This window comes from Shewanella sp. 10B, from assembly GCF_023475885.1.
GTDB lineage: Bacteria > Pseudomonadota > Gammaproteobacteria > Enterobacterales > Shewanellaceae > Shewanella > Shewanella mangrovisoli.
Genome location: NZ_JAMDJO010000003.1, coordinates 627,046 through 643,969, shown reverse-complemented (window position 1 = coordinate 643,969; position 16,924 = coordinate 627,046). Strand labels below are relative to the sequence as shown.

General features: G+C 48.7%; 16 protein-coding genes and 1 pseudogene. 7 read left to right on the top strand and 10 right to left on the bottom strand.

Annotation, left to right across the window (positions count from 1 at the left end):
* Positions 1-119 precede the first annotated feature (119 nt).
* The 3 genes from M0415_RS15030 to M0415_RS15020 all read left to right on the top strand — a co-directional run bounded on the left by M0415_RS15030 (position 120) and on the right by M0415_RS15020 (position 2,178).
* Complete coding sequence (locus M0415_RS15030; RefSeq protein WP_011718472.1) at positions 120-695, top strand: LON peptidase substrate-binding domain-containing protein; 576 nt, start codon at positions 120-122, stop codon at positions 693-695.
* Between the two features lie 52 nt (positions 696-747).
* Positions 748-1,665 carry a pseudouridine synthase gene (locus tag M0415_RS15025; protein ID WP_249556334.1) on the top strand — a complete coding sequence of 306 codons (918 nt, stop codon included), beginning with the start codon at positions 748-750 and terminating at the stop codon, positions 1,663-1,665.
* 147 nt (positions 1,666-1,812) lie between these two features.
* On the top strand, positions 1,813-2,178 hold the full coding sequence (locus M0415_RS15020) for a hypothetical protein (protein ID WP_086902276.1): 366 nt from the start codon (positions 1,813-1,815) through the stop codon (positions 2,176-2,178).
* A 1-nt stretch (position 2,179) separates the two neighbouring features.
* Here the strand turns inward: M0415_RS15020 and M0415_RS15015 are convergent, their stop codons facing one another.
* Positions 2,180-4,027 (bottom strand): alkaline phosphatase D family protein, encoded by a 1,848-nt coding sequence (locus M0415_RS15015; protein WP_086902275.1) that lies wholly within the window; start codon positions 4,025-4,027, stop codon positions 2,180-2,182.
* A gap of 180 nt (positions 4,028-4,207) precedes the next feature.
* Here M0415_RS15015 and M0415_RS15010 point away from each other — a divergent pair, with 180 nt between their 5' ends.
* The 4 genes from M0415_RS15010 to M0415_RS14995 are packed head-to-tail and all read left to right on the top strand — an operon-like array spanning position 4,208 to position 7,474.
* Entirely contained in the window at positions 4,208-5,137 is a 930-nt protein-coding gene (locus M0415_RS15010; RefSeq protein ID WP_086902274.1) for a dTDP-4-dehydrorhamnose reductase family protein, read from the top strand.
* Positions 5,130-6,419, top strand: a complete 1,290-nt coding sequence (locus tag M0415_RS15005; protein WP_086902273.1) for an ATP-binding protein — start codon at positions 5,130-5,132, stop codon at positions 6,417-6,419. Before M0415_RS15010 ends, M0415_RS15005 begins: the two co-directional genes overlap by 8 nt.
* A complete protein-coding gene (locus M0415_RS15000; RefSeq protein WP_086902272.1) occupies positions 6,416-6,967 on the top strand; it encodes a response regulator transcription factor in 552 nt (183 codons plus the stop codon). Before M0415_RS15005 ends, M0415_RS15000 begins: the two co-directional genes overlap by 4 nt.
* A 30-nt stretch (positions 6,968-6,997) precedes the next feature.
* Positions 6,998-7,474: a hypothetical protein gene (locus M0415_RS14995; protein ID WP_086902271.1), complete on the top strand. Its 477-nt coding sequence runs from the start codon at positions 6,998-7,000 to the stop codon at positions 7,472-7,474.
* Positions 7,475-7,550: 76 nt separating this feature from the next.
* Here the strand turns inward: M0415_RS14995 and M0415_RS14990 are convergent, their stop codons facing one another.
* From M0415_RS14990 to M0415_RS14950, 9 genes and pseudogenes are all read right to left on the bottom strand, one after another.
* On the bottom strand, positions 7,551-8,261 hold the full coding sequence (locus M0415_RS14990) for an SDR family oxidoreductase (RefSeq protein WP_086902270.1): 711 nt from the start codon (positions 8,259-8,261) through the stop codon (positions 7,551-7,553).
* Positions 8,262-8,287: 26 nt separating this feature from the next.
* Positions 8,288-9,853 (bottom strand): cryptochrome/photolyase family protein, encoded by a 1,566-nt coding sequence (locus tag M0415_RS14985; RefSeq protein ID WP_086902269.1) that lies wholly within the window; start codon positions 9,851-9,853, stop codon positions 8,288-8,290.
* Positions 9,854-10,357: 504 nt separating this feature from the next.
* Positions 10,358-10,999, bottom strand: coding sequence for a hypothetical protein (locus M0415_RS14980; RefSeq protein WP_086902268.1), 642 nt, complete (start codon positions 10,997-10,999; stop codon positions 10,358-10,360).
* A gap of 710 nt (positions 11,000-11,709) precedes the next feature.
* Entirely contained in the window at positions 11,710-12,297 is a 588-nt protein-coding gene (locus M0415_RS14975; RefSeq protein ID WP_086902267.1) for a DMP19 family protein, read from the bottom strand.
* Positions 12,298-12,642: 345 nt separating this feature from the next.
* Positions 12,643-13,029: a gamma-butyrobetaine hydroxylase family protein gene (locus M0415_RS14970; RefSeq protein WP_249556333.1), complete on the bottom strand. Its 387-nt coding sequence runs from the start codon at positions 13,027-13,029 to the stop codon at positions 12,643-12,645.
* A 154-nt stretch (positions 13,030-13,183) separates the two neighbouring features.
* Positions 13,184-14,512 carry an ATP-dependent protease ATPase subunit HslU gene (gene hslU, locus M0415_RS14965; protein ID WP_088210006.1) on the bottom strand — a complete coding sequence of 443 codons (1,329 nt, stop codon included), beginning with the start codon at positions 14,510-14,512 and terminating at the stop codon, positions 13,184-13,186.
* A gap of 18 nt (positions 14,513-14,530) precedes the next feature.
* Positions 14,531-15,055, bottom strand: coding sequence for an ATP-dependent protease subunit HslV (gene hslV, locus M0415_RS14960; RefSeq protein WP_011073856.1), 525 nt, complete (start codon positions 15,053-15,055; stop codon positions 14,531-14,533).
* A 143-nt stretch (positions 15,056-15,198) separates the two neighbouring features.
* Positions 15,199-15,777, bottom strand: coding sequence for a type II secretion system protein (locus M0415_RS14955; RefSeq protein ID WP_249556332.1), 579 nt, complete (start codon positions 15,775-15,777; stop codon positions 15,199-15,201).
* Positions 15,778-16,199: 422 nt separating this feature from the next.
* Positions 16,200-16,805, bottom strand: a pseudogene (locus M0415_RS14950) (response regulator transcription factor).
* Positions 16,806-16,924: the final 119 nt, after the last annotated feature.

The following is a 16,924-nucleotide window of genomic DNA, read 5'->3' as shown; positions in this document are numbered from 1 at the left end:
ATTCTTTTTTGCTGTCAGCGACTTTAGGAAGGAAATTATTTCTCCTGCTACACTCTAAACTAATAAGGGATGCGGCTAGTTTTTGAGCGTTTCCTTCTATGAGTGGGCAGGAGGTTGCTATGCAAACACGAGAAATGGCGTTAATTATGCGCGATGCCTTGTTGCTGCCACAGGGAAGGATTGAGGTTCGCGTGGTAGAGCCGGGTCAATTACGCATGGTCGCGGATGTGTTAAAAGGCAAATACGATTTGGCCTTTGCGGCGATGAAACCCAGTGGGACTCCGCCCTGTTATCCCACTGCCACTCAGTGTGACATCATCGATTTTAATCAGCTGGAAGATGACTCCCTCAGCATAGTGTTAGAGGGGCGTCAAAGAGTCAGTATTCTCTCGGCGGCACAGACGAAAGATAAGCTGTGGATGTCCCGCACTTTGCCCTGCCAAAATTGGCAGGAAGAGCCAATAGAAGGGGAGTTCGAGCTGATCAGTGCCGCATTGGAACAATTCTACGAGGTCAATCCTGACTTGCTGGAACTCTATTCCCAAGTGCATTTAGAGGATGCGGCTTGGGTGAGCCAACGTTGGTTAGAAGTGCTGCCCATGTATAACCGCGATAAGCTGGTGCTGGTGAATCAACCCGACTGCCATAAAACCATGGATTTTGTCCTGCAACTCATCAAGTCCCATGTGGACTGAAAAACCACACAGAGGCTAAAATAGCGGCTCGTTATCGCCGCTAGTTGTTTTTATGACTCAAACCGCCCGTGCCGCCCAACCTTCTTTTGTGGTTCTTCCCTTAGAAGTGGTTGATAAACCAACCGTATTTTCTTTTTTGATCGAGCATTATGCCCATATTGGCGAAGCGGTTTGGCGCCAGCGGATCCTCGATGGCAAAGTGCATTGGCAAGACGGCAGCTTAATTGGGTTGGATACTCCCTACCGCCCGACGGCGAGGGCTTACTACTACCGTGAAGTCCTAGTCGAAGCACTAGTCCCCTTCGAGTCGCCGATTTTGTTTCAAGATGACAATCTTATCTTGGCCTACAAACCGCATTTTTTACCCGTTACCCCGAGCGGAGATTATGTCAATGAGTGCCTAGTACACAGATTACGCTTAAGCACTGGGATAGACACTATCGCTCCAGCACACAGGTTAGACCGGGAAACCGCAGGCGTGATCCTGATGACGACTCGCCCCGAGACGCGGCATATTTATCACCAATTATTTATCGATGATGCGATCCGTAAAGATTATCAAGCGATAGCCAAACTCACCCCAGAGATTATGGCGCAATATGCCTGTGGCGAATTAACCTTGCCACTGCATTGGACGGTGAAAAATCGCATGCAACGCAGCGAGCCGAGTTTCACCATGAAGATAGTCGAAGGTGAGGCAAATACGCACTCTGAAATCAGCTTAGTGGCGATTCATGGGGAGTTTGGTTTATTCGAGTTAAGCCCGATTACGGGTAAGACGCACCAGCTGCGGGTCCATATGCAAAGCCTTGGTATGCCATTGTTAAATGACCGCTTTTATCCGACCTTATACCCTAAAGGGCCGGATGATTTTAGCAAGCCGCTACAACTCTTGGCGCAGCGATTACGTTTTGTCGATCCTGTCAGTGGTCGTTCGCACGATATTGAATGTGATGGATTAACGCTTTAGTCAGCGGAAAGCATTATTGCCACAGTGGAAAACCTGGGCTGCTGCTAGATGATTGTGTGAGTTCCTCCTCAATGGTAAGAATACAGACTCTGTTATGCTCATGAGCTGTAAGGAGTCTGACACTGATTGTTTGAGGAACTCAATAGAATGACCAAATCTGCAATCGTTTCAATTTTACTCTGTGCCGCTGTGTTGCTGGGCGCCATGTATTTTGGCGGCTGGACTAAGCATCCCTATGTGCAAGAGCTAACGACGGAAATCCGTAAAGCCAGCGCGGTGATCGAGCCGAAGAAACCGAGTGCCGAGGCGATGCAGGATGCTGACAATCAAACCGATGTGTCGTTACAGCCCAAGGGCGTTTGGGACCAGATGCGTGATGATGCAACACCGCAAAAACGCCTTGAGTCCCAGCTATTTAAACAGAGCTTGCCTAACCAAGAAGCCACCGCTAAACCTGTGGATTCAGGTGCGGGGGCAACTAGCGCTGAAGCGGCAAAACACAACCCAGTTTAAGCTATTCCTGCCTCGGTGGTTCAAACCGAGTCTCGGTCATATCCCCATGTAAAACAGCGATTTTTGTCGGTTCACCATCCTCCGCTAATGCCAATATTCCGATTCCACTTTGGTTGACTAAACGCTTGCTGCGCTCGCCATTAGGGCGCCTACCGCGTAGCGACATTCGCTTACGTTTAGTGAAGAGGTTTAACGGCGAGAAGTGGCCGTAAAGCCAGCCATTGAGCTTATCGAAAAACGGCAGTAGCTTCTCAGGGAACTGGTTTTTAATCCCGCTACAGGTAATTTGATAAATATTCGGGCTGCTACGACGAAAGCGAATGCTGATGTCATAGGCGAAGGAGTAGTGCACATCTCCCGAGAGGATCACAAATTGCTCCGGAGTCTTGCGGTGCATAAAGATACTCAGTAGGGCATTGGCGGCGCCCGGATGTGCCATCCAGTTTTCGGCATCGACCAGCAGTGAAGCGCCCATTAGTGTCGCCATGCGTTGCACGGCTTCTATCACCTTGACCCCAAACATGGGCGCAGGGGAGACAATAATCACCTTAGATTGGCCGAGTAGCGCCTGTTGTAAATCCATCAAGGCCTCCCAATCCATTAAACCTGAAGGCTTTGCAAGATTGGATTCACTGCGCCAGCGGCGGGTGCGGGTATCTAACACGACCAGCTTAGGCGAAGTGTCTAAGGTGTAATGCCATTGCTCGAATTTGAGTAATAGATCGATTAATTCATCTTGAGTCTCTTGCGCTGTACGAGCGAAAAATCCATCTAACAATGGCCGAACCTCGGCATCAAACTGGCTCGGTGCATTACCTAAACCTTGGAATAAGGTATAGGCAATCAAGGCATTACCAATAATACGCTTCGAAAAGGCATGGCCGTAGGCCGCCTGCTCCCACTTGGCAGTGAGGTTCCAATCGTCGGTGATATCATGGTCATCGAACATCATATATACGGGAATATGCGCCATCAGGCGCCTAACCTGTTTTAGCCCCGCCTTAAAGGCTAATAGGTTTTGCCATTCCCGCTGCCAACGTAGCTGATTCGCCGCCGAGAGTCCCTCAACTTCCTTGGGTAAGTCGATAAGCTCCCATAATTCCGGTGACCAAGTCAGCAGATACAGGGCAATCATCTCATTGAGACTGACTAAATGGTTTTCGGCAATCGATGAGGTAAAAATCGGATGATTGATATACCAGCGCCAGAGCGCGGTTTTGGCGGGATATTCGGTGCGTGGCAGCAGGTTCTTATGGCGTAAATATAAATGCTCGGGCTGGTAATTTATGGCCTCGCTTCCCGGAATATTGGCGCCCTGAAAGGCTTCATGGTGCAAACCTAGTTTTTCAATCACTTGGCCTATGGCGCATAGCATGGGGCCTGCCACATCATCCATATAGACCTGATCGCCGCTGAGCATCAGTAGTGCTGGGCGCTCATTTGCACCTTTATCGATAAGCTGGGCGAGTTTGGTATCGGCGGCGACTAAAGCATCCTCACTGTGGTGATGGGGATTGCGGCATGAGCCGTGCCATACCTGTGTCAGTGTTTGGCTAAAGTAAAGATGGGGCGAGTCGGCATCGCCATAACCCAACGCTTTGACGTTATTAAATAGATCATCAATCCCCTTGGCCGACACGCGGTATTGGATAACCGTTTGAGGTGTAAGCAGTTCGGGGCGCGACAGGCGAAGTAAATACTGGAAGGCATGCTGACCGAGTGGCACACAGTGCACTTCTTCCTCTGTTAACGAGTAACTTTGCTCCCCTAAGGTAAGCTGTAATTCGCTTAACGACTCACGGCTCACAAACCAGAGAGTAAAGTGTGAGGCGTTGCAGTGGCGCAGCATGGGGCCTGCAAGAATAAGGGGAAGTGCTTGAGTCAAATTCAGCCTTTAGGTCGTTAATCGGGTTAAGTGGTACAAACTCGATGCGGTTAAGCACAGGCAAATAAGAGTAAACAAGTGCGTTGAATATGAAAAGCTTTTAGAATTATGAGCCAAATGAATGGCTAAGGATCGCGGGGCAATATGGCAAACATTATGGTAACGGGCGCAACCGGATTACTCGGCAGGGCGGTCGTCAAACAGTTAACCGCCGCGGGTCATAGGGTGATTGCCACAGGTTTTAGCCGCGCCGAGGCGGGGATTCATCGGCTCGATTTAACCCAAGCCGCCGAGGTCGAAGCCTTTATTGCCCGTGAGCAGCCCGAGGTGATAGTACACTGCGCCGCCGAGCGTCGCCCCGATGTGTCCGAGCGCTCGCCTGAGCATGCCTTAGCGCTGAATCTCAGCGCCAGCCAAACATTAGCCGAGGTCGCTAAAACTCACCAAGCTTGGTTGCTTTATATTTCCACCGACTATGTGTTTGATGGCACAACGCCGCCCTATGCCGAAGATGCTGCGCCCAATCCGGTCAACTTTTATGGCGAGTCTAAATTGCAGGGCGAAACTTGTGTACTGAACACCGACAGTGGTTTTGCGGTGTTACGTTTACCTATCCTCTACGGCGAAGTGACTCAGCTGAGCGAATCTGCGGTATTGGTACTAATCAACCAATTGCTGGATAGCAGACCACAGCGGGTCGACCATTGGGCCATTCGCGCGCCAACATCGACGGCGGATATTGCCAATGCTATCGCTCAGCTCATCCAGCGGCAGGCTGACCGCGCCGATGTATCGGGGATTTACCATTTTAGTGCCGCGCAAACCATGACTAAGTATCAGATGCTGCTCAGCTTAGGTGAGTTGTTAGGGATAGATACTGCGCATTTACTTCCTGAGCAAACACCTATGGATAGCGCTAAAAGGCCGCAAGATTGCACCTTAAGTTGTGGGCGTTTAGTCGAGTTGGGGATCCACTCTGAGCTTGATTTTAAAGCTGGGCTTAGTCAGGCACTTAGCCAATCCTGCGCGGCACTGGCGGCGGTAGGCTGTCGTCTAAGGAATCACCATGGTTAAGATTTTAGGTACTAATCTGCAAGCTGCTGACCAAGTGGCGCTGCTGCGAACCTTAGGCTTATTGTTGCAAATCGGTTTGACGTTATTTGCCGCCGACACCTTTGGCCTGAGTTTACAAATGGAGCCGCTAGTGCATGTGTTTGTGCTGGAGGTGCTGTATTTGTCGCTCACCTTGGCATTGCGTAAGCCTTTGTTTGCGAAAGAGCGTGGCCTGTTTATCGCCTTGAGTCTCGATACCTTGTTTTGGATCTCTTGGCTGTATTTTTCGGGCGGGGCGACCAATGCGTTTATCTCCTTACTGCTATTACCCATAGCGCTCGCCGCCGTGACTCTGCCGATTTGGGCACCTTGGAGCCTGACGGCGATCTCTACGCTTGCCTACAGCCTGATGATTTTTACCGTGCCAGAATCGCAAATGCATCACCACGGTATGGATATGAGTTCCCACTATCTCGGTATGTGGTTTAACTTTGTGATTTCGGCACTGGTATTGACCACCAGTGTGGCCTTGATTGCTAAGCGCATGCGGCGTCAGGATGCGCAGCTTGCCTATATGCGCGAAGGACAACTGCGGCAGGAGCAGTTATTGGCGCTTGGTACCGTTTCGGCGCAAATGGCCCATCAACTGGCGACGCCGCTATCGACACTGCGATTATTGCTCGACGAATTAAGGGAAGAACAACCCGAACCTTCAATAACCGTAGTTGAAATGGAAACTGCGCTGGGGCGCTGTGAACATACTTTGGCAGAGCTGCGCTTGGCGACTGAGTCGATTCGCGACCGTCGTCAGCGGCCACAAAAGGTCACTGAGCTGGTGGCTGGATTAAAGCAGAAAACCCAGTTGTTGATGCCGCAAACTGAACTCAATTGGTTGATCACCTGCGCGCCTAAGCAGTTGGAAGAGCAACAGATCTTAACCGATATGAGCTTAACTCCCGCCATTATGGCCTTGATTGAAAATGCCGCCCGCGCCAGCGCCGAAACCTTAGGCGTCGCCCAAGTGGATATCAGCCTAGATAGCGCGCCGAGTGAAGGACAGATCTATTTGCAGATCCGTGATTATGGCGCGGGTATCGCTCCCTCGTTATTGCCACAATTGGGGACCTTATTAATCGAGAGCCCCAAAGGTTTAGGCGTGGCCTTGCTGCTGAGCCACGCTAGCCTCGAGCGTTTGGGGGCGGAGTTGATCCTCGCCAATCATCCTCAAGGGGGCACAGTGGCGCAAATTCGTTTTACCCTCTTGCAGCCTAATGCATCGGCCACGACGACGGAGGCGCTATGAAACGGCTATTGATTATTGAAGACGATCAGGCACTTGCGGGCGTGCTCGCGCGGCGTTTGACTCGCCATGGTTTCGAATGTCGCTTAAGTCACGATGCCAGTAATGCGCTGCTGGTGGCGCGGGAGTTTTGCCCTAGCCATATTCTGTTGGATATGAAACTGGCCGAGGCCAATGGCCTGAGTTTGATTGTGCCCCTGCGTAATCTGTTGCCTAAGGTGATCATGGTGCTGCTAACGGGTTACGCCAGCATTGCTACTGCGGTAGAGGCGATTCGCCTCGGCGCCGACAACTATCTTGCCAAACCCGTCGATACCCAAACCTTGTTGGCGGCCTTCGAGGTCAATAGTCAGGCGAGCGCGCTGCCAGAAGATGAAATCGACGACTCGCCGCTCAGCCCTAAACGGCTAGAATGGGAGCATATTCAGCAAGTACTTAATGCCAATCAAGGCAATGTGTCAGCCACCGCCCGCCAACTGGGTATGCACCGCCGTACCTTGCAGCGTAAGTTATTAAAGAAACCCGTGAGTGAAACCGGGCCGATCAAATAAGGGCAATGCACTTAAGAAGGGAGTCGTCGTATGCGTGAGTATGATGGTATTGAGGTGCGTTATCGCAGGCCCGATGCCGATTTAGCCAAAAGCTTGCAAGTGATTGAAAACTTATTGGGCTTTGCTCCAGAACCTCTGCAGTTAGACTTTGATTTATCCTTTTGGGCAGGTGGTGCTGGGGTGCTTGATAAGCTAGCGATCTCTTGCAATGTTTCGCCCGAGCAGTGGCAAAGACTCAAGCAAAAGCTGGACTTCTATTCACCCGAAGAGATGGTTGCTAGGGATGATTGCCGCGAAGACTTTATTTGGTTAGTCGCCGACGATGAGGAATGCAGTGATATTTTGGCGGCTTCGGCGCAATTTATTAATGACAACAAGGCGTCATTTCAAGAGGAGTGTGACACATCGCAGTCGATCCACTTTGGCTATATGAGCGATGTGAATACTTGGACGGTAGTATGGGGGCAAGGCAGCCGGATCAATTATGCCTATTTTTGTGAAGGTTAAGAGTTGTCAGGGCTAAGCGCTGTCAGTACTAAAAGCTGCCAAGGTTAATCCGTATCTGTGCTAACCGCTAGTATCGCTACCAAGGCAGCTCAGCACCATCGTAGGCCAAAAATTGCCCCGTTTGTGCTGGTGTGGCATTGGCGATAATCCTACCCAAACATTGGGCGACGTACTCTGGTGTAAACAGCTTTTGTTTGGGTACGTTCTGCTGAAAAGGTTTCGATAATCGCGTATCCGTAGTGCCGGGATGCAGTGATAGCACCACGCAGTGTTTCATCGTTCTTTGCCATTCAATCGATAGCGTTTTAAGGAACATATTCAGCGCCGCTTTCGAGGCGCGATAGCTATACCAGCCACCTAATTTGTTATCGCTTATGCTGCCAACTTTGGCCGACACTACAGCAAATCTTGCCGACACACTGCGTTTTAACGCCGATTCAAAGTGCTTTGCCAGCATCATACTGGGAAGCGTGTTTAGCTTGATATTGTGCAGGAAAAAATCTCCATCGAGTGCCTGCAGGCTTTTTTCTGGCCCCTTATCCTCTGTGTGCAGCTTCCCAATACAGTTTATTAGCCAATCTAATTGGGGAATGTTTTGACTCAGTTGCTTAATTTCCTCCTCATGGGTGATATCCAGCCGATGCCAGACAATGCCATCGTCTAGCCCAGTATCTGGCTGATGATGTTTATAGGTCGCATGGATAGTTGCCTCGGGATAGATTTCGCGAAGCTTATTCACCATGGCGTGGCCTATGCCGCCACTACCGCCTAATACCAAAATATTCATAGTATTTCTCCCATACGAGTGAGTCTTTATAGCCGCTCAATTTGCGCTAGATGTTGTTCGGCCGTTGCCAGAATGGCTTGCCTTGTCACCTCATCGGTTTTATCCCAAGTGCGGTACAGCATGGCGATGCGTGGATTGTGGGAGAGTTGTGCGCGGTGTTTATCCATAAAGCGCCAATACAGGCTATTTAATGGGCAGGCGAGTGCGCCGCTACGTTCTTTTATCTTGTAATGACAACTGCCACAGTAATCACTCATTTTATTGATATAACTGCCGCTCGCGGCATAGGGTTTAGTACCGACTATGCCGCCATCGGCGAATAGCGCCATACCGCGAGTGTTGGGCATTTCGACCCATTCAATCGCATCCACATACACGCCCAAGTACCATTTATCCACTTCATCGGGGGCGATTTCGGTCAACAGACAAAAATTGCCAATCACCATTAAACGTTGAATATGATGGGCATAGGCGTAATCGAGTGACTGAGATAAAGCATGGTGCAGGCAATTCATTCGAGTCTTACCATGCCAAAAATAGTCGGGCAGCTTGCGCGTGGCCTCGAGGGCATTAATGTTGGCGTAGTTGGGCATATTCGCCCAATAGATACCGCGCACATATTCACGCCAGCCGAGGATTTGTCGAACAAAGCCTTCAACCTGGGCTATCTCAATAAAAGGATTGGCATGATAGTGCTCAATCACCGCATTGATTACTTCTAATGGGCTGATAAGTTTGGCATTTAGGCTAAAGGACAGCCGACTATGGTACAGGCTCCACTGCGCAGGATGTTGCTGGGTCATCGCATCTTGAAACCGGCCAAAGCTGGGTAGGCAATATTCACAAAAATACTGAAGTAATTCTAGGCTTTGCGCGCGGTTTATCGGCCAGAGTAAGCGCGTATCTGCCTTGCCCATAGTATTTATCCCATGGCGTTGAAGACGCTCGAGAATAGCTTCCACATTGTGGCCAAACATCAAGGGTGTTGGGAGCGATTTGATATCTTGGGATTTAAGCTTTTGCCTGTTGTTTGCATCAAAGTTCCACTGCCCGCCAACGGGCTTGCCATCCGTCATTAAGATATTGAATCTTTTGCGCATTCGCCGATAAAAATGCTCCATCAGCCTGTGTTGCCCTTGGGGGAATTCCCTATCAATTTCGTCAAAAGGGAATAAAAAGTGCTCGGTATCGACGCAATTCACTACGGCATTGGCAAACTTCAACTGGCTTAATTGCGCGAGGAGTCGATATTCGTCAGGCCGTTGATATTCAAACTTAATCGCACCCGTTTCGGCAACATAGTGTTGTAGCAACGCGTTGAGATCGGCAAAGCCTTGGGTATCGTCGAGGGTGAGGTAACGCACTCGATGCCCCGCAGCGCCAAGCTCGCTGGCAAACTGCGCCATAGCGCCAAAAAACGCGCAGATCTTTTGCACATGATGGGTCACATAGGTGTTTTCTTGATGCAACTCTGCAATTAAATACAGCACCTTAGGATCGACTTGCTGATACCAAGTATGTTGGGCGTTTAGCTGATCGCCTAAAATCAGCCTAACCGTGTGGAAGTGCTGTAATTGCTGCTGTGATTGCATTAGGTGGACTCTGGTGGATGGTATTTGCAATTGAGGATTACGATGATATGGGTAGTTGGGATCAATCTGAAGGTTGCTTTACGAGGGTAGTTTTATCGCTGTGATTTGGGATTGATTAACTGATTTGAATATCGAATCGGCTGAAGTTATTTAAAAACAAAGTCAAAGTCGTGGGGCTTCACCCCACACCCGACCAAGGAGGACTGCTCGTCCTATCCTCCTTGGATGCTCCAAGACGCCCCTAACGGAGTTGAAAGCCCCTTGGGCATTAAGCGTTCTAATGCTATCGCGTCAGACGCTCGTCCCTGATTCGACTGACGCTATCTCGGCATCCATGCCTCGCTCACGCAACGAACGCAAATGCCCTGCGGCAACTCCGAGGGGAGGTGAACTCCTTCAGCTTTTGTATTGTTTGCAAGTCATGCAAAGCAAATCGAGTAATGCTTACTACAACTTTTAGATATTTAACAATGGGCGGCTCGTTAAATTCTGCGATAACTCATTTCAAAGGGATAAATTATATAAAATAACCATACTAAAAATTATAGGTAACCCTATATCGATGAAGAAAAATTTTAGTCTTTGCTGCTTCCCGTAAGCCCAAAACCAGTGCTCGAAATATTCAATTCGATCCAAATCTTCATTTATCGCTAGTTTCCAAGAATTGAAAAGCTCATTCTTTTTAGAATCAATATCAACTTTTGGCGATTCATCAGGAAAAGAATTTATTTGACGACTTATATTGTCTATTTCATTCTTAATTTTTCCTGCATTAAATTGAGGCTCTTGGTCAAGACATTTCAACACTCGTAGGCCTATTTGATTTTTTGGAGATTCAGGGTGTCCAACGGTCAAATATAGTCTCCACTTCATGACATCATTCCATGAGTTCCATATAAAACTAACCAAAAAATAGACTATTAAAGTAGCCAAGATATTTACTATTTCGCTAGAGGATAACCCTTCTATAAAGAATAGCGGTGTCCTAGTCGCATTGATTTTCACATCATAGGAAAGCATCACATAAGCAAAGAACGAAACTAACAATAAGTTGCGTCGAATCTTCATTGTGGTATCAGACAGCTCAACAAAAGGTTTCTTCTCAAAAGACTTTCGATCGTTATCACTAATCGGTTTAAATACCACAGAACCTCCTTGAATTATAACTTCTCAGCATTGTTTGCCGGGCATAAATCGCTTGTTGGACTTGGCCGCTGCCACATCCATGTCAATTGGTATGAATGATGCTATAGGAATTTGCTTTTTTGCGGTAGAGGTTTTTATACAGTTTAATTGGTAATCATTTGATATTGTTTAGCTTTATATTTTTTTGCGCCCCATTTCGACTGATTATTGATCTTGGTTTGACTGCATTTGGGCCGCACATTCAGGCTGACACTCACACTCTATCCCATCATAGGCTAACCCTATAAGGCAGGTTCCTTTTCGCTGTTGGTCATTCCGGGAAGGTGGGACAGGCACAAATTTTTGAGGGATAAACAGCATATATATCAAGGCTACAGAAGTTCTCCTTCCCCTGCGAAGTTGCCGAGGGGGGGAATAAATTGCGTGAGTCCGGTCATGGATGACCGGCTAGCTTTCGCAGGTACAGGGACGTTGCCTTCGGAAGCGATAGCAATTTATCCATAAGACCAAGGCCTGATTTATAAATGAAGCGTTAATGCATGTAACTTCGCTAGGGGCGGCAGGGGAGCTCCAAGAGGGAATTGCTGTTGATCCCCTCTTGGTCGGGTGTGGGGTGAAGCCCCACGACTTTAAACTAAAAAATATTACTGATAGTTTCAGTTAACGTTGCGCTTAATTACTTGCGTAAAGTACTCACAATCAACCCGCAATCATTCGATTGCGTTAACCAATCCCGTTTGTATCGCATAGCTTTCTAGCTTGATATCAAGATTATCCAAGTCTTTATAAAACTCATCATCGAGTTGATTTAGTCGGGCTTCGGCTACTGGATTATCGGTTGCGGCGAGGCGTTGGTCTCTGTCAGTTGGGACGGGATGGTCGCCAAATACCGCCTGTTTAGCCTGTTGTAGTAGGGCTAACGAGTGCACAGCGCCAATTTGCTGAAGGCCGCGCTCGGCAACAGCATAATGCTCGCCCGATGAGTTATCGAAATACTGGATAAAGCCACCGTTGTAGACTTCGCCTGAGAGACAATTGACTGCGTAATAGTGCTGCGCCGCTTCGCTTAGGGTGTGAAAGCCCTGTTTATCGTCATGCACCCGCACCACTATTTCTCGCCACAGGGCTCTAAAAGGGCAGGTTTTATCTAATTCCCGCTCTTTTTGGTAATAGGCTTTTGCCTGTTCGATATTTTCACGATTGCCATTTTTGCAGGGCATACATAAGCCCGCATTGCGCTCGGCTGTGCTGGGCATGATTAAGGTTTGGCAGGCTGTGCAGGGGACTTTTTCCGACATTATCTTTCCTTAGATACTCAGGTCAGCAAGAGAAGTAACAGATTCACAAACGACCCATTGTAAAATGACCTGTTTTTAGAATTAAAGCATACGCAGAAATTAGCGGAATTAAGCACTGGTATGGAAGTGACCGTTGGCGGCATGGCCGCTCTTTCACATCCATGTGATCGCGACATTCGCACTTCCATATGCAGCAGATGCCGCCGTCGAGCCTATAGGGATATATTTACGGCGTGTCACTGGAATAACAGTGCTTATTCTATGGCCGAATACTCTTAAACATCTGTCGTTAGCTGTAATGTAATTGTTTAAATCTCACAACTAATAGCCAGCTAACCTAATGTATTAGTTGTACTTTATATTCATCGCGATCAGCGGTTCGCGTGAGGCCTTTTCGGCTCTCAGGCGAGCTAAGTACTTTTCCCATAATTCCACTTGGTGGGTGGCGAGATCGTAAAGCACTTGCCAGGAGAACAGCCCTGTATCGTGGCCATCGTCGAAGACGATTTTTACCGCGTAGTTACCTACGGGTTCGATGCTGCTGATATTCACATTTTTCTTGTGGGTGACCAGCTTAGGGTTACCGTGACCATGCACTTCGGCGGAGGGAGAATAGACGCGTAACATCTCACAGCTGAGTTGATACTGCTCGCCGTTATCGAAGCTGATTTCTAAAATGCGCGATTTACGCTTGAGCTTAAGATCGGTGACATTGGGTGTGCTAGTGGTCATAGGTAGTGCCAAGAAAATACGGGGAATGGACAAGCTGTAACATAACAATTTGTGGCTAAGGTTACAAAGTGTAAGCCTTAGCCACAGTCACAATTTTGCACGAATGTTCGGTATCTTGGATACCGAACATTGCAGGCTTGGATAACCGCCCTAGTTAGAGGATAAAGCGGCTTAAGTCTTCGTCTTGAACCAGATTATCTAAGTGAGCACTCACATAATCGGCATCAATCACAAATGAGCTGCCAGACTTGTCGGACGCCTCATAGGAGATATCTTCCATCAGCTTTTCCATCACGGTATGCAGACGACGGGCACCAATGTTTTCGGTGCGCTCGTTCACTTGCCATGCCGCCTTGGCAATGCTCTCGATGCCCGACTCGGCAAACTCAATGGTCACGCCTTCGGTGGCCATTAACGCGATATATTGCTCGGTCAGTGAGGCGTGTGGCTCGGTTAAAATGCGTTTAAAATCATCGGCTGATAACGCATCTAGCTCAACGCGGATCGGTAAACGGCCTTGTAACTCTGGGATTAAATCCGAAGGTTTTGCCATTTGGAACGCGCCCGAAGCGATAAACAGAATATGGTCGGTTTTTACCATGCCGTGTTTAGTGGTGACTGTGCAGCCTTCAACTAAAGGCAACAGGTCGCGCTGTACCCCTTCGCGGGATACGTCTGGGCCTGAGGTTTCGCCACGCTTACAGATTTTGTCGATTTCGTCGAGGAACACGATACCGTGCTGCTCAACCAATTCAATGGCTTGTTCTTTTAAATCTTCCTGATTAACCAGCTTGGCCGCTTCTTCTTCGATCAACAGCTTAAAGGCTTCTTTGATCTTCATTTTGCGACGTTTGGCCGGGGCTTGGCCCATGTTTTTAAACAGGCTTTGCAGTTGGTTAGTCATTTCTTCCATGCCGGGTGGCGACATGATTTCGATACCTACTTGGGGCTGGGCAACATCGATATCGATTTCTTTGTCGTCTAACTGGCCTTCGCGCAGCTTTTTGCGGAAGATCTGACGGGTATTGGAGCTGGTATCGCTGTCGGTGTTGTCCCACTCGTTTTTCGGCTTAGGCAGCAGGGCATCGAGAATACGTTCTTCGGCGTGTTCTTCGGCGCGTTGGCGGCATTTGCCCATTTGCTGCTCGCGGGTCAGTTTAATGGCGATATCGGTTAAATCACGGATGATTTGCTCGACTTCTTTACCCACGTAACCCACTTCGGTGAACTTAGTGGCTTCAACCTTGATGAACGGCGCGTTGGCGAGCTTTGCCAAACGACGGGCGATTTCGGTTTTACCTACGCCGGTTGGGCCAATCATCAGAATGTTTTTTGGGGTAACTTCTTGACGGAAGTCGGCATCCAATTGCATGCGGCGCCAGCGGTTACGCAGGGCGACGGCGACGGAACGTTTGGCCTTCTTCTGGCCGATAATATGGGCATCCAGCTCGTGGACAATCTCACGGGGGGTCATTTCAGACATAATATTCCTCACGGGCTGTTAGTAGTTAAGTTCTTCAATTGTCTTGAATTGATTGGTGAATACGCAGATATCGCCTGCAATAGTCAACGACTTTTCTGCAATTTCCAGCGCCGATAATTCGGTATTTTGTAGCAGGGCTAATGCCGCCGCTTGGGCATAGTTACCGCCCGAGCCAATGGCGACTAAATCATGTTCTGGCTGCACTACGTCACCATTACCTGTGATGATCAGTGACGCTTCGGCATCGGCGACCACAAGCATAGCCTCAAGTTTGCGCAGCATGCGGTCGGTACGCCAATCTTTGGCCAGTTCAACGGCCGATCGTAATAGATGGCCTTGGTGCATCTCGAGTTTGGACTCGAAACGCTCAAATAGGGTAAAAGCGTCGGCGGTGCCGCCAGCAAAACCTGCCAACACTTTGTTGTGATATAAGCGACGCACTTTCTTGGCATTACCTTTCATGACGGTATTGCCTAGGGAGACTTGGCCATCGCCGGCGATGACTACTTGGTTATTACGGCGTACTGATACGATAGTGGTCACAATGAATCCTCTTCTCTTGCCCGCAATGAAAATCCTGCGGTGGATGATGGAATAGATATGGGGATGGATGGTCAGATTTCAAGTGAAAGCGGAAAAAGCCACAGGGCGTTAAGGATTTTATGCCTTGTGGCTGATAACGGATATTACTGCGATAAGGTGGAGCGGCCGACAACAGTGCGGCCATCGAGGGGATAGTATTTTAGCTCCCAATTCTCGCTGCCAAGGCGGCGATCATCCGACACATAGTTAAAGTAACAATAAGTGTTAGAGTCAGTTATCGCGCCGCCGCTATACCAATAGACGATATCGACATTGGGGGTTGCTTGCCAATCGAAGTGAGTGGCGAGGACTGTGTCCGGATTATCGAGTAAGGATTGCCACAGCTCACCGCAGAAAGCGCCTTGTAATTGCGTGCCTTGGTTTCCGCTTTGGGCTGTGTCTCTTCCGAGGGGAAAGCCGGTAGTGGTGGAGTCGACAGTGCCATCACCATAGCAGGCAAGATCTTGGGTATAACCCGAGTGTCCGCCCGTAAGCCAACAACTGTGATACAGCTTTACACCAGAGGTAAAGGCGGCGAAGGCGGCTTTTGCCCGTGCATCGTGGGCGTCTTGGCTCAGATTCATAAAACGAGGGGCTGCGACCACGGCAAGAATCCCTAAGATGATGATAACGACCACCAGTTCGATTAGGGTAAATCCCTTAGATGTGTGTAGACGGCTCATACTGCTCACCTGTTGCTAAGATGGCGATATTCTAACTTAACTTTTAGCTATGATCATTAAGCTATTGATAGTATTTAAATTAGCAACATAAGGTTTACATTAGCCTCAGGCTAAATCTTTCGTCGTATTCTTTGATTGAGCAATGACTTAACGGGAATATGAACAGAATGAGGAAATAAAAAAGCCCCGAGAACACTGGCCGTTCTCGGGGGAAGGTTCTAAAGCAGTGGATCTTTAATGCCTACGGGACATAAAGGAGAGAACCTGAGCCGAGTGTGGCAGTTTATTGCTTAAGCGACAAAGCCAAACTGACAAACTGCGACAGCTTGTCGCAGGGGGCTGTTTTGTGTCTCTTTAGCTAAGGAAAAGATGAGTTATCGAGTGCGACAGTCGGTAAGTCTGGTTTGTGCGGTTCGTTATGGCTAGGGCAATAGGGCATTGAGGTGAGCTAAATGCTGTACCAGTTCTGCCATATTGCTAACTTCGAGCTTTTTCATAATCTTAGCGCGATGGACTTCGATGGTTCTTAGGGATAAATACATGGCTTCGGAGATCTGTTTATTGGTCATGCCTTGAACCACATGGGCTAATACTTGTTGTTCGCGCTCGGTTAGTTGGGCAAATTTTTGCTGCAGATGCTGTTGCTCAAAATTGGCTTGGCTTTCTTTATGTGCTTTTTCAATCGCTTGAACCAAAGCTTTGCCGGATACAGGTTTTTGAAAAAAGTCGCAGGCGCCCTTGCGAAAGGCGCTTAATGCCATGGGCAAATCGCCGTGGCCCGTTAGAAAGATCACCCCTAGCGGACTTTGGGTCTCGAGCAACTTTTGCTGGACTTCTTGGCCGGTGATCTCCGGCATTCGACTATCTCAAATCACGCAGCCCGCCTGGGTTAATGGGCATTGAGTTAAAAAATCCCGACCACTGCTAAAGGTTTGTACTTGATAGCCAAATTGTCCGAGCATAAAGCCTAAGGAATCGAGAATCGCCTCATCATCATCGACTAAATACAGTGGCAGCTTGGTGGACATGGTTTCCCTTGCGGTAGTTTGTTACTCCATTAGCTTAAGTCTGCCGGAGGGCTGGCTCAATTTTAAGCCGAGGTCTTGGGAGGTGTATCACTAAATTAGCCGAATCCCATGGGCTAGAT

Excerpts from the sequence above, each read along its gene's own strand:
- M0415_RS15030 (WP_011718472.1), top strand. The coding sequence starts at position 120 with ATGCAAACACGAGAAATGGCGTTAATTATGCGCGATGCCTTGTTGCTG.
- M0415_RS15025 (WP_249556334.1), top strand. The coding sequence starts at position 748 with ATGACTCAAACCGCCCGTGCCGCCCAACCTTCTTTTGTGGTTCTTCCC.
- M0415_RS15020 (WP_086902276.1), top strand. The coding sequence starts at position 1,813 with ATGACCAAATCTGCAATCGTTTCAATTTTACTCTGTGCCGCTGTGTTG.
- M0415_RS15015 (WP_086902275.1), bottom strand. The coding sequence starts at position 4,027 with ATGCTGCGCCACTGCAACGCCTCACACTTTACTCTCTGGTTTGTGAGC.
- M0415_RS15010 (WP_086902274.1), top strand. The coding sequence starts at position 4,208 with ATGGCAAACATTATGGTAACGGGCGCAACCGGATTACTCGGCAGGGCG.
- M0415_RS15005 (WP_086902273.1), top strand. The coding sequence starts at position 5,130 with ATGGTTAAGATTTTAGGTACTAATCTGCAAGCTGCTGACCAAGTGGCG.
- M0415_RS15000 (WP_086902272.1), top strand. The coding sequence starts at position 6,416 with ATGAAACGGCTATTGATTATTGAAGACGATCAGGCACTTGCGGGCGTG.
- M0415_RS14995 (WP_086902271.1), top strand. The coding sequence starts at position 6,998 with ATGCGTGAGTATGATGGTATTGAGGTGCGTTATCGCAGGCCCGATGCC.
- M0415_RS14990 (WP_086902270.1), bottom strand. The coding sequence starts at position 8,261 with ATGAATATTTTGGTATTAGGCGGTAGTGGCGGCATAGGCCACGCCATG.
- M0415_RS14985 (WP_086902269.1), bottom strand. The coding sequence starts at position 9,853 with ATGCAATCACAGCAGCAATTACAGCACTTCCACACGGTTAGGCTGATT.
- M0415_RS14975 (WP_086902267.1), bottom strand. The coding sequence starts at position 12,297 with ATGTCGGAAAAAGTCCCCTGCACAGCCTGCCAAACCTTAATCATGCCC.
- M0415_RS14970 (WP_249556333.1), bottom strand. The coding sequence starts at position 13,029 with ATGACCACTAGCACACCCAATGTCACCGATCTTAAGCTCAAGCGTAAA.
- hslU (WP_088210006.1), bottom strand. The coding sequence starts at position 14,512 with ATGTCTGAAATGACCCCCCGTGAGATTGTCCACGAGCTGGATGCCCAT.
- M0415_RS14955 (WP_249556332.1), bottom strand. The coding sequence starts at position 15,777 with ATGAGCCGTCTACACACATCTAAGGGATTTACCCTAATCGAACTGGTG.